Source organism: Phytobacter palmae, assembly GCF_039409775.1.
GTDB classification, from domain to species: Bacteria; Pseudomonadota; Gammaproteobacteria; order Enterobacterales; family Enterobacteriaceae; genus Phytobacter; species Phytobacter palmae.
Map to the genome: position 1 here is coordinate 65,762 of NZ_JBCIVJ010000015.1, position 14,994 is coordinate 80,755.

Below are 14,994 nucleotides of genomic sequence, written 5' to 3' on the forward strand. Positions count from 1 at the left end.
GCGCGCTGCCCTTGATAATAATCGTTCACGGAATGGCCTATGACAGCATTAAAAGAAATTGGCGAAATCGGCATCAGTGATAGCCGGGAAGGGGGTAAAGATTTCCTGCTGCGCCCCTCATTCGCTGCGATGGCCCGCCTGGGCGAACCGGCCGAGATTGTGAGGATTTACGGCACGGTCAATGGCAGCGATGCGCAACAGTGGCTGGTGGCGTGTACTGGGGCGCTGAAATGCGTTCCCGCCTGGGTGTCGCCATCATTCAATCTGCTGGCTGATCGTCTGCTATCGGCGGCGATGCATGTTATGCAGGCATGCTGCGAAGAAGACCTGACCGCCATTATCGGCGAGTGGAAAGGGTGGTCACGCTATGTCGTGTATCGGCCCGGTATGATGCCCCGTAATGACATTGTTGTGATGGCTCAGCAGTTACTGCAGCATGGCGTAATAGGCAAAGCAAAGGTGCGCCGGCTGCAGCGCTATGAATCCGGTGAAACGACGAAAGAGTTCAGGGCATTCGATTACATCAGCGCCGCGCGCTCGCATTTTGGCATGGGCCGCGATGAGGCCGCGGCATTGACTATGACAGAGTTTCAGCTCCTGCTGGCAGCCAAATATCCGGATCAAAAAGGGTTCACCCGAGAAGAGTACGACGCGGTGGCCGATGATTATCTGGTCAGAAAAGCCAGAAGGATAGCTAAAGAACAATAAGTCACTCAGGTTGGCCTATTCAAAATGTGATGTAAGTCGCAAATAACAGAAGTGGTCAAAAAATAACTTTCCACCGTTTTTCATCGTTATATCTATTCATATCTATTAATAGGTCTGATTTATAACATTTAACTGTTATATGCTGATTTGACAGGGTTTTTTATTGGTAGTTTAATCAGGTTAGTAGTTGCTCTTTTATAATTAGGTGGATTTAATTATTTGAGTTTGCGTAATTTAATATCGCTTTATAATGAATTTTTTTAAAAGTAGTAGGCTTACATATCAGCACCGGTTGTTTTTTTTATATAGTGTTTAAGTAACGATATCTGATCTGTAGCCAAATCAAACGCCTGTTTCTGAATTTTTATAACTTCTTCCATTGCCTTAATTTTTTCTTCATAGGCTTCGATTAATTTACTATCTAAATCATCGTCATCATCTGCCAATGCTTCCTCTAGCAGGAAAACGATTTCTGCGTTCATTGATCTACCATTTTCCTTGGCTTGTACTTGTATTTTTTCTTTAAGCTCATCAGGAATCCTGACGCCCAATGGGGCGATCAAGCTAGCACCTTTCATACTACATCCTCGCAATCAATAATCTACATAATGTAGTTTAAATGGAATTGACTTGGAAGTATCACGGTGTAGTATTAATGCTACATTATGTAGTTTTTTTGGGGGTGCTCATGGACAACTAAAGCAAAACCCCACCAACAGGCATTCGTTTCCCAAACTCAATGTAAGAGATTTTAAAACTTGCAGCCAAAAATGAAGGTAGATCAGCAAATAGCGAAGTTATCAAACGCATCGAACAGAGCCTGATAGATGGTGGACTTATCAAGGGGCGAAAACAACGAAGCCCAGAAGTGCGCTAACACTCTGGGCTTCTTATCGAACAAATCCAGCGAAGGAAATATCGACATGAACATTGTAGCGAAAACAGGCCTTAACTTCCAAGGTATTCATCTACAGCCGATCGCAAATCTGGCTGACACCTGGCTTACTGCCAGTCAGATCGGTTTTGCCCTTCAGTATGCAGACGATAAAGCAGTGCAGCGTATTTACTCGCGCCATGCTGATGAATTTACAGAGAATATGACACGGGTGGTCAAAGTGACCACCCCTTACGGTGAGCAATTGACGCGCGCGTTTTCCCTTCGAGGTGCTCACCTAGTTGCCATGTTCGCCCGAACGCCAAAAGCGAAAGATTTTCGCCGTTGGGTGCTTGATATTCTGGATCGTGAAGCTGCACAGTCGCCAATCACAAAGCAATTTACCGATCAGGAACTAAGTGATCTCGCGTGGTTATGGAGAGCAAGTGATGTGATGATTGCGGCTTGCGAAAGCGTTTACGGGAGGTTATCGCCACTGAAACACAGGCCCGCGTTACGGACGTGACGCGCCTGGAGGCGAAAACCGACCAGAACGCGGCACAGGTAACGCAGCTCACGCAGGCGCTGGCTGACGAGACACAGGCCCGCGCGACGGCGGTTAATACGCTGACGGCACAGACGGAGGAGAATACCGCTGACGTAACCCAGCTCACACAGGCGGTGTCCACCCTCGACAGCGCTACCGCGTCCCGGTTCGACGAACTGTCAGGGAAAACGGCTAATGCATCCGGCGGGGTGCAAAACACAGCGATTGCGCTGATTCAGGAGACGCTGGCGCAGGTTAACACCCGGATGACGCTCAGTGCTCAGTACGGCGCAAACAGTGCCGGTATCCAGCGCGTTGATAACGTGATGGTGGACACGAGCAAAGCCGTTGCGGAGTCGCTGAAAACCCTGGATGCCACGGCTGGCGGAAATGCCAATATCACTGATTTTGCGAAAACGATGTCTGATTTTACGCAGACCTCCGCAACGCGAATCAACTCACTGAGTGTCACGGTAAACGGCCAGGCTGCGGCAATTACCACGAACGCCCAGGCAGTAGCGGATATCAACGGCAACCTGAACGCGATGTACTCGATAAAGGTCGGCGTGGATGCGAACGGGCGTCAGTACGCGGCGGGGATGGGGCTGGGTGTCCAGAACACCCCGTCAGGCATGCAGTCACAGGTTATTTTCCTTGCTGACCGTTTCGCTGTGATGAGCCAGGCTGGCTCAGCCGTCACGCTGCCGTTTGTTATTCAGAATGGCCAGACGTTTATTCGTGACACGTTTATCCAGGACGGGACCATCACCAATGCGAAAATCGGTGCGTATATTCAGTCAAATAACTACGTGGCGGGCTCAGTTGGCTGGCGAATTGGTAAAGATGGCTCATCTGAATTCAGTAATGTCACGGTGCGCGGAACTGTTTATGCGACGGACGGGGAATTTACGGGGAAAATCAATGCGACCAGCGGGACGTTTAAAGGCACCGTTCAGGCTGAATCATTTATCGGTGATGTGGCTGTGGGGCAGACGTTTAGTGATATTGAGGGAGATAATGTCACCCGAAATTTTGTATACACCGATTCCGGTAACCTGCCAGGTGAAAAACATGTAGTGGTACTGGCGCTGGTTAAGGTCCAGATTTCTGCGACTGAGGCCGGTGCAGGCGTTACTCAGACGATGGGGACGGCGACTCTCACCATTGGTGGATCGAGCAGAAGCATTGATATTTATACCCCACCCAATACTGACAGATCGCGTCCTACATACGTCACAGTTATGCACAGCGCCCGCGTGACCGGACAGGTGGTGAATTGTTCGATTCAGATGCGCAGCGCCAATACTCCCTACCATGCGAACGTTGGTATTTATTCCCCGACAATACACGTATCCAGAGGTTCCGGTTCGTTCACTCAATCCTGATTTCAACCCGCTCCGGCGGGTTTTTTTATGCCTGGAGAAAACATGATTTACACAACTGGCTCGATTGCGGTCAACGGCAATATCCTGACGGGTACTGGCACAAATTTTACAGCGGCAGGTTCGCTCATACGGGTTGGGTGCTCGTTGATTTCCCTGACTACACCGCCACAGGTATTCCAGATAACGGCAATCAACAGCGCAACCCAACTCACCATAACGCCAGCGGCAAACCCGGCAATTGCAGCCGGTACCGCTTACGCCATCCTGCTGAGCGATAGTCTGAGCGTTGACGGTCTGGCGCAGAATATCGCTGAGACGCTGACGCTGTATCAAAAAAATATGAGCGGTTTCGCCGACGTAATGAACGGGGCGGGTGACGTCACTATCACGATTAACGGTGTAGCCGTCACCGTTCCCGGCCAGAAATCGCTGGCAAAAAAAGGCGCTAACTCGGATATCACCAGTCTGTCCGGGTTAACCACTGCGCTGTCAATTGCACAAGGCGGTACCGGAGAAAAAACAGCAGCCGCCGCCGCCACGGCCCTTGGCCTGGGTACAAACAATGCACCGTATTTTTCCTCGCTGGAACTCAGTGCGGCCACGCCATTTATTGATTTTCATTTTAATAAAGGCACCGATGACTACAACGTCAGGCTGATTAATGGCCTCAGTGGTGTGCTGCAGTTGGTTGGACAAATGGACTCGTCAAAAGGCTTCATGTCGCGTGCGGGAATGGATGGTCCAACAGATGTTAACGTACCCTGGAATTTTTTCTGGAACTACGGTGGCAACGTCGGTTTATCCGGGTTTGTTGGCGTGACCAACCTCGGACGAATAACGTTCACAACATCATCAGATCGTCACCTGAAAAAAGATATCCAGTACATCGCCACGCCTGATATCGCACTGGCCGAAGTGCTGCAATGGAAACCTGCTCATTTCAAAATGAAAGCTCGCGGGGTAATTCCTGAAAGCGAGGATATGCTCGGTTTTATCGCAAACGACCTGGTAACGGTATCCCCTGAGTGTGTCGGCGGTTCTGGTCTGGTTGACGGGTATGATGAGGATAACCCTACTGACGCGTATTACCTGAAAGAAGTACCCCTGATTGCAAAATTGACTCAGGCGATACAGGCCCAACAGAAACTAATCGACGAGCTGACCGCGCGCGTTGCTGCACTGGAGACAACAAAATCCGAGCTACCAGAGGCCTGAAAATTTACACTCCAACTAAGCACTTCATTCGAATGGTGCTTTAACCCAAACTGCTCAATCTTCACTCACCCACAAACGAAGCGCTATCTTGATCATTTGCGCTCAAAAAACTACTGTATATAAAAACAGTAATAGTGGGTGCGTCGTATGCAATTCATCAAACCAGCAGATTTTCCGCGCGCAGTTGTCGCGCTACCGTTGTTCAGTGATCTGGTTCAGTGCGGTTTTCCTTCACCGGCTGCCGATTATGTTGAGCAGCGTATCGACCTGAACGAACTCCTTATTCATCATCCCAGCGCAACATATTTTGTGAAAGCCGCAGGGGATTCAATGATTGAAGGGGGGATAAGTGACGGAGATTTGCTGGTGGTGGATAGCTCCCGTACCGCGCAGCATGGCGATATCGTCATCGCTGCGGTGGACGGCGAATTTACAGTGAAACGACTGCAATTGCGCCCGAACATACAACTTAATCCTATGAACAGCGCCTATTCGCCGATACGGATTCAAAGCGAAGACGTGTTGGACATATTTGGGGTGGTGACGTTTATCGTAAAAGCGGCGAGCTGACTATGTTTGCGCTCTGTGACGTCAATTCGTTTTACGCGTCCTGCGAAACCGTGTTTCGACCTGATTTGAAAGGGAGACCAGTCGTTGTTTTATCAAATAATGACGGTTGCGTAATAGCCAGGAGCGCTGAGGCGAAACAGTTCGTTGTAATGGGCGAACCTTACTTCAAACAGAAAGATATGTTCAAAAAGCACGGCATCGTCGCGTTCAGTAGCAACTACGAGCTTTACGCAGATATGAGCAACCGGGTGATGACGACGCTGGAAGAAATGAGTCCTCGCGTGGAAATTTATAGCATCGACGAGGCCTTTTGCGACCTGACTGGTGTCCGTAACTGCCGGGTACTGGAAGAGTTTGGGCGGGAGATTCGCGCCACCGTTCTGCAGCGTACTCACCTGACAGTGGGTGTTGGAATCGCACCAACAAAGACTCTGGCGAAACTGGCGAACCATGCCGCTAAAAAATGGCAAAAGCAAACAGGCGGGGTAGTTGACCTTTCAAATGTTGATCGCCAGCGGCGGCTGATGGCTCTGGTTCCGGTTGAGGACGTCTGGGGAGTGGGGCGACGAATTACCAAAAAGCTGAATGCAATGGGGGTCAGAACAGCCCTCGATCTGTCCGAACAATCCACTTGGGTAATAAGAAAGCATTTTAACGTGGTGCTGGAGCGAACCATCCGGGAGCTACGCGGCGAGCCATGTCTCGAACTGGAGGAGTTTGCCCCAGCCAAGCAGGAGATAGTATGTAGTCGGTCATTCGGTGGCCGCATTACTGACTATGAAGAGATGCGCCAGGCCATCTGCAGCTACGCGGCCCGCGCTTCTGAGAAGTTACGCAGTGAGCACCAGTACTGCCGGTTTATTTCCGCCTTCGTGAAAACGAGCCCGTTCGCGCTTAACGAACCCTATTACGGTAACAGTGCCTCAGTGAAGCTGCTGACTCCAACGCAAGATAGCAGGGACATAATCTGTGCTGCAACGCGCTGCCTTGATAAAATCTGGAAAGATGGTCACAGGTATCAAAAAGCAGGCGTGATGCTTGGAGACTTTTTCAGCCAGGGCGTGGCGCAATTGAACCTTTTTGACGACAACGTGCCGCGCGCCAACAGCGAACAACTGATGACAATGCTGGATCAACTAAATGCCAAAGGTGGAAAGGGTACTCTTTACTTTGCCGGGCAAGGAATACAACAGCAATGGCAAATGAAAAGAGAAATGCTCAGCCCCAAATATACGACCAGATTTTCCGATTTACTTGTCGTTAGGTAAAATATCAGGCGATATTTTTTGCTGGCTGATGATTTAAGCCTCTTAGCTCATATGTGAACTTGACCGTTTTTTGTCAAAAATTGGACGTTGTTAACATCACTCTATGTTAGCGGGTCACAACTGCTTTATAAGAGATATTCAGTTATGTGAGGCCACACTAGGTGGCCTTTGTGTTAGCCATTTAGTGGTCTATTACCGCAATCACAGTTTTCAATTCGTCTTCCACAGTTGGGACAGTACAACGCATCTTTTTTCTGTATCATTTTGATTTTCATTGCTTATGTTTCCTTTTGCTTGTTTAGTAGAATATATTTCTGCAATCACCACACATACTTATCGGCATTTTATGACTTGTCTTTAGGAGGGATTTAACACCTGTGTCTAAATTAATTGTGAAGAAAATTATAAAGTTCCGCTGTTTGCTTATGGCAGACTAATCCATACCTTTATTCGTATTAATGAATTGCTTCGATTAACTCCCACCCTTGATTTATTACATTACCCACGGCACGCGTAACAGCGTGCCAGACAAAATTATCAGCAGGAACAGCCCCCTCGGCTGCAATTTCGCACGCCTCCTTCCCACCAATATCCTGTCGCATCCATTCCATGGCCGCTTCCGGCGTCAAAACCAATGGTCGCCGATCGTGAATATCGACCAGCCCCTTATCCGCCGCTGCTGTCACAATCAAAAATCCCTCTTCTTCATCGCCACGTTCGAACGGTGTGCTCCCAATGCAGGCCATAAAGATTGGATTGCCGTCGGCGCGGTGAATGAAGTAGGGCTGTTTCTTGTCACCTTCCTTTTTCCATTCAAACCAGCCGTCAGCGAAACAGATTGCACGGCCATGCTGCCATAATGGTTTAAACATTCTGCTAGTGGCTGCCGTCTCGACGCGAGCATTAATCAATGGTGCTTTATCCCACCACCCGGGTGCGTAACCCCAGACCACCGGATCAAGATGTAGTTGCTCGTCGCGTTCGCTAAGCAAAAGAACTTTAGTGCCAGGCGCGACGTTATACCGGCCAATCGGCTCGGGGTCATAAGCTATATCGCGTTCTGCTTCGTCTGTAAGGTAAGCAAGGTATTCTTCACGCGTTTGCGCTTGGGCAAATCGTCCGCACATATGCACCTCCAGTTTGATAAATGAAGTATAGGCATTCGGTCCGGGCGCTCTTTATTAACAGCATAATAGAACGGGGAGGAGATGAGCTTAGTGTGTGATGAGGTTAACACTAACCTTTTATCGTACTGATTAGACGTGTACTATCTGTGGTGAGCTTATCAGTAGAAGAGAAGGGTACATTTAGCATTTTGTACACGCGCATGTACACATTCGTCAGAGTGAAGACGAAAACCTTACCTAACCTGCTGATAATTATTTAAAATATGATTTTGCATGTGATCTTTCGTGTGGGTCACCACTGCGAATTAAGGATATGAAATGCCTGTAATTACTCTTCCTGATGGTAGTCAACGCCATTATGACCACGCTGTTAGCCCAATGGATGTGGCTCTGGACATTGGTCCGGGCCTTGCGAAAGCGACTATAGCGGGTCGTGTGAACGGTGAACTGGTTGATGCGTCCGATCTGATTGAGAATGATGCAACCCTGTCTATCATCACCGCCAAAGACGAAGACGGTCTGGAAATCATCCGCCACTCCTGTGCGCACCTGTTAGGTCATGCTATTAAGCAACTGTGGCCGAACACCAAAATGGCGATTGGCCCGGTTATTGACAACGGCTTCTACTACGACGTCGACCTTGACCATACCCTGACCCAGGAAGATATCGACGCGCTCGAAAAAAGGATGCACGAGCTCGCTGAAACCAACTATGACGTCATTAAGAAAAAAGTCAGCTGGCACGAAGCGCGTGAAACTTTCGTGAAGCGTGGTGAGAGCTATAAAGTCTCTATTCTTGATGAAAACATTGCCCATGATGACAAGCCTGGCCTGTATCATCACGAAGAATACATCGACATGTGCCGTGGACCGCACGTGCCTAACATGCGTTTCTGTCATCATTTCAAACTGATGAAAATCGCCGGTGCTTACTGGCGTGGCGACAGTAACAACAAGATGCTGCAGCGTATTTACGGTACCGCGTGGGCAGACAAAAAAGCCCTGAATGCCTATCTGCAACGTCTGGAAGAGGCTGCGAAGCGCGATCACCGTAAAATCGGTAAACAGCTTGACCTGTACCACATGCAGGAAGAAGCACCGGGCATGGTCTTCTGGCATAACGACGGCTGGACTATTTTCCGTGAGCTGGAAACCTTCGTGCGTTCCAAGCTGAAAGAGTACCAGTATCAGGAAGTGAAAGGTCCGTTCATGATGGACCGTGTACTGTGGGAAAAAACCGGCCACTGGGACAACTATAAAGATGCGATGTTCACCACCTCTTCTGAGAACCGTGAATACTGCATCAAGCCAATGAACTGCCCGGGCCACGTGCAGATCTTTAACCAGGGGCTGAAATCCTACCGCGATTTGCCGCTGCGTATGGCGGAGTTCGGTAGCTGCCATCGTAACGAGCCGTCAGGCGCGCTGCATGGTCTGATGCGCGTTCGCGGTTTTACACAGGATGACGCGCATATCTTCTGTACCGAAGAACAGGTGCGTGATGAAGTCAACGCCTGTATTCGACTGGTCTATGATATGTATAGCACCTTTGGCTTCGAGAAAATCGTTGTCAAACTGTCCACTCGCCCGGAAAAACGTATCGGTAGCGATGAGATGTGGGATCGTGCTGAGGCGGATCTGGCAGTTGCGCTGGAAGAAAACAACATCCCGTTTGAATATCAACTGGGTGAAGGCGCATTCTACGGTCCGAAAATTGAATTTACATTATATGACTGCCTCGATCGCGCCTGGCAGTGCGGTACAGTACAGCTGGACTTCTCGTTACCGGCTCGCTTAAGCGCCTCATATGTTGGCGAAAATAACGAGCGTCAGGTTCCGGTGATGATTCACCGCGCAATTCTGGGGTCGCTGGAACGCTTTATCGGCATCCTGACCGAAGAATTCGCCGGCTTCTTCCCAACCTGGCTGGCCCCTGTTCAGGTTGTGGTGATGAATATCACTGATTCACAAGCTGAATACGTCAACGAATTGACCCGTAAATTGCAAAATGCGGGCATTCGTGTAAAAGCGGACTTGAGAAACGAGAAGATTGGCTTTAAAATCCGCGAGCACACTTTACGTCGTGTCCCTTATATGTTGGTCTGTGGTGATAAAGAGGTGGAAGCTGGCAAAGTGGCCGTTCGCACCCGCCGCGGTAAAGACCTGGGCAGCCTGGACGTAAGTGAAGTGATTGAGAAGCTGCAACAAGAGATTCGCAGCCGCAGTCTTCAACAACTGGAGGAATAAGGTATTAAAGGCGGAAAACGAGTTCAAACGGCACGTCCGAATCGTATTAATGGCGAGATTCGCGCCCAGGAAGTTCGCTTAACTGGTCTGGAAGGTGAGCAGCTGGGTATTGTGAGTCTGAGAGAAGCTATCGAAAAGGCTGAGGAAGCTGGAGTAGATTTAGTTGAGATCAGCCCTAACGCCGAACCGCCAGTTTGTCGTATCATGGACTACGGCAAGTTCCTTTATGAAAAGAGTAAATCTTCTAAGGAACAGAAGAAAAAGCAAAAAGTTATTCAGGTTAAGGAAATTAAATTCCGACCTGGCACAGATGATGGCGACTACCAGGTAAAACTCCGCAGCCTGGTTCGCTTTCTGGAAGATGGCGATAAGGCTAAGATCACACTGCGTTTCCGCGGTCGTGAGATGGCCCACCAACAGATCGGTATGGAAGTGCTTAACCGCGTCCGTGACGATCTGAGTGAACTGGCAGTAGTCGAATCCTTCCCTACGAAGATCGAAGGCCGCCAGATGATCATGGTGCTCGCTCCTAAGAAGAAACAGTAAGGCCTTCAAGTAGCAATTCCTGTGGTGCCTTTGGGCTTCACAGGTTTTGCTCGCCTGGGTTTCGTTTATTAACAATGCGAAGTGGAAGTTATTAAAATGCCAAAAATTAAGACCGTACGCGGTGCTGCTAAGCGCTTCAAAAAAACCGGTAAAGGTGGTTTTAAGCACAAGCACGCTAACCTGCGTCATATTCTGACCAAAAAAGCTACCAAGCGTAAACGTCACCTGCGTCCGAAAGCCATGGTTTCCAAAGGCGATCTGGGCCTGGTAATCGCGTGCCTGCCGTACGCATAAGTCGTTAACGTTTAACTTTTTTAACTTAGAATAGATACAGGAGAGCACATATGGCTCGCGTAAAACGTGGTGTAATTGCACGCGCACGTCACAAGAAAATTTTGAAACAAGCTAAAGGTTACTATGGTGCGCGTTCACGCGTTTACCGCGTTGCCTTCCAGGCTGTTATCAAAGCAGGTCAGTACGCTTATCGTGACCGTCGTCAGAAAAAGCGTCAGTTCCGTCAACTGTGGATTGCGCGTATCAACGCAGCAGCACGTCAGAACGGTATTTCTTACAGCAAATTCATCAACGGCCTGAAAAAAGCCTCTGTTGAAATCGACCGTAAGATCCTGGCTGATATCGCAGTATTCGACAAAGTAGCGTTCACCGCTCTGGTTGAAAAAGCGAAAGCAGCTCTGGCTTAATAAGTCAGTGGAAGAGGGGGCAATGCTCCCTCTTTTCGTTTATACCCGTCATTTTTCACGTTGCATGCGCGTAGACTGGGGTCGTTTACCCGGTCACTTACTTAAGTAAGCTTCTGAGAATTCACTCTCTCGCCGCTTTTTCTGCAAAGCGAATTATTTAGGGTATAACATCATCAGAAGATTGACTTTTTTTCGATGAGCCCTTTCAATAAGGTCATCCGTTTTTTACCACACAAGGTAACGCAAGCATGAATGCTGCTATTTTCCGCTTCTTTTTTTACTTTAGCACCTGATTACGGGAGGCTAGCGCGTGAAAGAAGAAACGGAAAATTAACGCCAAAAGCCTCCAACAGGAGGCTTTTTTTGTGTCTGAATTTTAAGTAAAAAGTCCAACAACAAGGACATAACGAGGAAAATTATGTCACATCTCGCAGAGCTGGTTGCCAGTGCACGGGCAGCCATTAATGATGCCTCAGATGTTGCCGCGTTAGATAACGTACGCGTTGAATATCTGGGTAAGAAAGGGCATCTGACCCTTCAGATGACCACCCTGCGTGAGCTGCCGCCAGAAGAGCGCCCGGCTGCTGGGGCGGTGATTAACGAAGCGAAAGAGCAGGTCCAGCAGGCGCTGAACGCGCGTAAATTCGATCTGGAAAATGCTGCGCTGAACGCGCGTCTGGCTGCGGAAACCATTGACGTATCCCTGCCAGGACGCCGTATTGAAAACGGCGGTCTGCATCCAGTCACTCGTACCATTGATCGCATTGAGAGTTTCTTCGGTGAGCTTGGCTTTACCGTGGCGACTGGCCCGGAAATCGAAGATGATTATCATAACTTCGATGCGTTGAATATTCCTGGTCACCATCCGGCACGCGCTGACCACGACACTTTCTGGTTTGATGCCACCCGCCTGCTGCGTACGCAGACGTCTGGCGTGCAGATCCGCACCATGAAAGAACAGCAGCCGCCGATTCGCATTATCGCACCTGGCCGCGTGTACCGTAACGACTACGACCAGACGCATACCCCGATGTTCCACCAGATGGAAGGTCTGATTGTTGATACCAACATCAGTTTCACCAACCTGAAAGGTACGCTGCACGATTTCCTGAACAACTTCTTTGAGGAAGATCTGCAGGTCCGTTTCCGCCCGTCCTACTTCCCATTCACCGAACCGTCTGCGGAAGTGGATGTGATGGGTAAAAACGGCAAATGGCTGGAAGTGCTGGGTTGCGGCATGGTGCATCCGAACGTACTACGTAATGTAGGCATTGACCCGGAGGTCTATTCTGGCTTCGCGTTTGGGATGGGGATGGAGCGCCTGACTATGCTGCGTTACGGTGTGACCGATCTGCGAGCATTCTTCGAAAACGATTTGCGTTTCCTCAAACAGTTTAAATAAGGGCAGGACAAATAATGAAATTCAGTGAACTGTGGTTACGCGAATGGGTTAACCCGGCTGTCGATAGTGAAGCGCTTTCCGATCAAATCACCATGGCTGGTCTGGAAGTTGATGGCGTTGAGCCTGTAGCTGGCGCATTTAACGGCGTGGTTGTGGGTGAAGTTGTGGAGTGCGGTCAGCACCCGAATGCCGACAAACTGCGTGTCACCAAAGTGAATGTGGGCGGCGAACGCCTGCTGGATATCGTCTGTGGTGCGCCGAACTGCCGCCAGGGGCTGAAAGTTGCTGTTGCCACCATCGGCGCAGTACTGCCGGGCGACTTCAAAATTAAAGCGGCTAAACTGCGCGGCGAACCGTCAGAAGGCATGTTGTGCTCTTTCTCTGAACTGGGAATTTCCGACGACCACAGCGGCATCATCGAACTGCCGCTGGATGCAGCGATTGGCACTGATATCCGCGAATACCTCAAACTCGACGACAATACCATCGAAATCAGCGTGACGCCGAATCGTGCTGACTGCTTAGGGATCATCGGTGTTGCGCGCGATGTCGCTGCGCTGAATAAAGCACCGCTGGTGGAGCCGGAAATCGCCCCGGTTGCTGCCACCATTAATGATACTCTGCCAATCACTGTGGAGGCCGCTGATGCGTGCCCGCGTTATCTGGGGCGTGTGGTTAAAGGTATCAACGTAACAGCGCCGACTCCGCTGTGGATGAAAGAGAAGCTGCGTCGCTGCGGTGTACGTTCTATCGATGCGGTTGTGGATGTGACCAACTATGTTCTGCTGGAATTGGGTCAGCCGATGCATGCCTTCGATCTGGATCGTATCGACGGTGGTATCGTCGTCCGTATGGCAAAAGAGAACGAAACGCTGGTACTGCTCGATGGTAGTGAAGCCAGACTGGCTACCGACACGCTGGTGATTGCAGACCATAATAAAGCGCTGGCTATGGGCGGTATCTTTGGTGGTGAACATTCTGGCGTGAACAATGAGACACAAAACGTTCTGCTGGAATGTGCGTTCTTCAACCCGCTATCCATTACTGGCCGCGCGCGTCGTCATGGCCTGCACACGGATGCTTCCCATCGCTATGAGCGTGGTGTTGATCCGGCGCTGCAGTACAAAGCCATGGAGCGTGCGACCCGTCTGCTGATTGATATCTGCGGTGGTGAAGCCGGCCCGGTTGTTGATATCACCAATGAAGCCATGCTGCCAAAACGTGCGACCATTCGTCTGCGCCGCAGCAAACTGGATCGCCTGATTGGCCATCACATTGCCGATGAACTGGTTACCGACATCCTTAAACGCCTGGGGTGTGAAGTCACCGAAGGTCAGGATGAGTGGCTGGCCGTTGCGCCGAGCTGGCGTTTCGATATGGAGATCGAAGAAGACCTGGTGGAAGAGGTTGCGCGCCTGTACGGTTATAACAACATCCCGAATGCACCGGTACAGGCCGGGCTGGTAATGGGGTCACACCGCGAAGCAAACCTGTCGCTCAAGCGCGTGAAAACGCTGCTGAATGACAAAGGCTATCAGGAAGTGATCACCTACAGTTTCGTTGATCCGAAAGTACAGCAATTGATCCATCCTGGCGAAGAAGCGCTGATTCTGCCAAGTCCTATCTCCAGCGAAATGTCGGCCATGCGCCTGTCACTGCTGACCGGGCTGCTCAGTACTATTGTCTATAACCAGAACCGTCAGCAAAGTCGTGTGCGTATCTTCGAAACCGGTCTGCGCTTTGTGCCGGACACACAGGCTCCTTTAGGTATTCGTCAGGATCTGATGCTGGCAGGGGCCATCTGCGGTAACCGCTATGAAGAGCACTGGGATCTGGCTAAAGGCAGCGTTGATTTCTTCGATCTGAAAGGCGATCTGGAATCCTTACTCGACCTGACCGGCAAATTGTCCGCAATTGAGTTTCGCGCAGAGGCAAATCCGGCACTGCATCCTGGGCAGTCCGCAGCGATTTATCTGAAAGATGAATATGTTGGTTTCATCGGTGTTGTTCATCCGGAGCTGGAACGTAAGCTCGATCTGAATGGTCGTACGCTGGTGTTTGAACTGGAGTGGAATAAGGTCGCAGACCGCGTGGTTCCTCAGGCGCAGGAGATTTCTCGCTTCCCGGCAAACCGTCGCGACATCGCTGTCGTGGTCGCTGAAAATGTGGCTGCGGCAGATATTTTAGCCGAATGTAAGAAAGTTGGCGTAAATCAGGTAGTTGGCGTAAACTTATTTGACGTGTACCGCGGTAAGGGTGTTGCGGAGGGGTATAAGAGCCTCGCCATTAGCCTGATCCTTCAGGATACCAGCCGTACACTCGAAGAAGAGGAGATTGCCGCTACCGTCGCCAAATGTGTAGAGGCATTAAAAGAGCGATTCCAGGCATCATTGAGGGATTGAAC

16 protein-coding genes and 1 other annotated feature are annotated in these 14,994 nt (G+C 50.0%); of the genes, 14 read left to right on the forward strand and 2 right to left on the reverse strand.

What is annotated here, in order from left to right; all coding sequences use genetic code 11:
- Positions 1-39 precede the first annotated feature (39 nt).
- Complete coding sequence (locus AAIG39_RS17900; protein ID WP_343194423.1) at positions 40-708, forward strand: DUF6246 family protein; 669 nt, start codon at positions 40-42, stop codon at positions 706-708.
- Positions 709-983: 275 nt separating this feature from the next.
- On the opposite strand, the gene AAIG39_RS17905 is transcribed toward AAIG39_RS17900, so the two are convergent.
- Positions 984-1,286, reverse strand: a complete 303-nt coding sequence (locus AAIG39_RS17905; RefSeq protein ID WP_343194424.1) for an Arc family DNA-binding protein — start codon at positions 1,284-1,286, stop codon at positions 984-986.
- A 170-nt stretch (positions 1,287-1,456) separates the two neighbouring features.
- On the opposite strand from AAIG39_RS17905, the gene AAIG39_RS17910 reads away from it, so the two are divergent.
- The 6 genes from AAIG39_RS17910 to AAIG39_RS17935 all read left to right on the forward strand — a co-directional run bounded on the left by AAIG39_RS17910 (position 1,457) and on the right by AAIG39_RS17935 (position 6,567).
- Positions 1,457-1,585, forward strand: a complete 129-nt coding sequence (locus AAIG39_RS17910) for an Arc family DNA-binding protein (protein ID WP_343194453.1) — start codon at positions 1,457-1,459, stop codon at positions 1,583-1,585.
- Between the two features lie 46 nt (positions 1,586-1,631).
- The gene (locus AAIG39_RS17915) at positions 1,632-2,108 is read left to right on the forward strand and encodes a BRO family protein (protein ID WP_343194425.1); all 477 of its coding nucleotides are present in this window, start codon (positions 1,632-1,634) and stop codon (positions 2,106-2,108) included.
- The gene (locus AAIG39_RS17920; RefSeq protein ID WP_343194426.1) at positions 2,048-3,514 is read left to right on the forward strand and encodes a phage tail tip fiber protein; all 1,467 of its coding nucleotides are present in this window, start codon (positions 2,048-2,050) and stop codon (positions 3,512-3,514) included. Before AAIG39_RS17915 ends, AAIG39_RS17920 begins: the two co-directional genes overlap by 61 nt.
- Positions 3,515-3,556: 42 nt before the next feature.
- Positions 3,557-4,729, forward strand: a complete 1,173-nt coding sequence (locus AAIG39_RS17925; protein WP_343194427.1) for a tail fiber domain-containing protein — start codon at positions 3,557-3,559, stop codon at positions 4,727-4,729.
- Positions 4,730-4,876: 147 nt separating this feature from the next.
- A complete protein-coding gene (locus tag AAIG39_RS17930; protein WP_107223176.1) occupies positions 4,877-5,299 on the forward strand; it encodes a translesion error-prone DNA polymerase V autoproteolytic subunit in 423 nt (140 codons plus the stop codon).
- Positions 5,300-5,301: 2 nt separating this feature from the next.
- Positions 5,302-6,567 carry a Y-family DNA polymerase gene (locus AAIG39_RS17935; RefSeq protein ID WP_343194428.1) on the forward strand — a complete coding sequence of 422 codons (1,266 nt, stop codon included), beginning with the start codon at positions 5,302-5,304 and terminating at the stop codon, positions 6,565-6,567.
- A 455-nt stretch (positions 6,568-7,022) separates the two neighbouring features.
- Here the strand turns inward: AAIG39_RS17935 and AAIG39_RS17940 are convergent, their stop codons facing one another.
- The gene (locus AAIG39_RS17940; protein ID WP_343194429.1) at positions 7,023-7,694 is read right to left on the reverse strand and encodes an SOS response-associated peptidase; all 672 of its coding nucleotides are present in this window, start codon (positions 7,692-7,694) and stop codon (positions 7,023-7,025) included.
- Positions 7,695-8,012: 318 nt separating this feature from the next.
- Between AAIG39_RS17940 and thrS the strand changes: the two genes are divergently transcribed.
- From thrS to pheT, 7 genes are all read left to right on the forward strand, one after another.
- Positions 8,013-9,941 carry a threonine--tRNA ligase gene (gene thrS, locus AAIG39_RS17945; RefSeq protein WP_090086565.1) on the forward strand — a complete coding sequence of 643 codons (1,929 nt, stop codon included), beginning with the start codon at positions 8,013-8,015 and terminating at the stop codon, positions 9,939-9,941.
- A 3-nt stretch (positions 9,942-9,944) separates the two neighbouring features.
- The gene (infC, locus tag AAIG39_RS17950; protein WP_071845866.1) at positions 9,945-10,487 is read left to right on the forward strand and encodes a translation initiation factor IF-3; all 543 of its coding nucleotides are present in this window, start codon (positions 9,945-9,947) and stop codon (positions 10,485-10,487) included.
- A 96-nt stretch (positions 10,488-10,583) separates the two neighbouring features.
- Positions 10,584-10,781, forward strand: a complete 198-nt coding sequence (gene rpmI, locus AAIG39_RS17955) for a 50S ribosomal protein L35 (protein ID WP_001124225.1) — start codon at positions 10,584-10,586, stop codon at positions 10,779-10,781.
- Between the two features lie 50 nt (positions 10,782-10,831).
- Complete coding sequence (rplT, locus tag AAIG39_RS17960) at positions 10,832-11,188, forward strand: 50S ribosomal protein L20 (protein WP_013366084.1); 357 nt, start codon at positions 10,832-10,834, stop codon at positions 11,186-11,188.
- A 243-nt stretch (positions 11,189-11,431) separates the two neighbouring features.
- Positions 11,432-11,555, forward strand: a sequence feature (Phe leader region).
- Positions 11,437-11,481: a pheST operon leader peptide PheM gene (pheM, locus tag AAIG39_RS17965; RefSeq protein ID WP_001386830.1), complete on the forward strand. Its 45-nt coding sequence runs from the start codon at positions 11,437-11,439 to the stop codon at positions 11,479-11,481. Its footprint overlaps the feature before it by 45 nt.
- Before the next feature lie 51 nt (positions 11,556-11,606).
- Positions 11,607-12,590 (forward strand): phenylalanine--tRNA ligase subunit alpha, encoded by a 984-nt coding sequence (gene pheS / locus AAIG39_RS17970; protein ID WP_090086568.1) that lies wholly within the window; start codon positions 11,607-11,609, stop codon positions 12,588-12,590.
- Positions 12,591-12,604: 14 nt separating this feature from the next.
- Positions 12,605-14,992 (forward strand): phenylalanine--tRNA ligase subunit beta, encoded by a 2,388-nt coding sequence (pheT, locus tag AAIG39_RS17975; protein WP_343194430.1) that lies wholly within the window; start codon positions 12,605-12,607, stop codon positions 14,990-14,992.
- Positions 14,993-14,994: the final 2 nt, after the last annotated feature.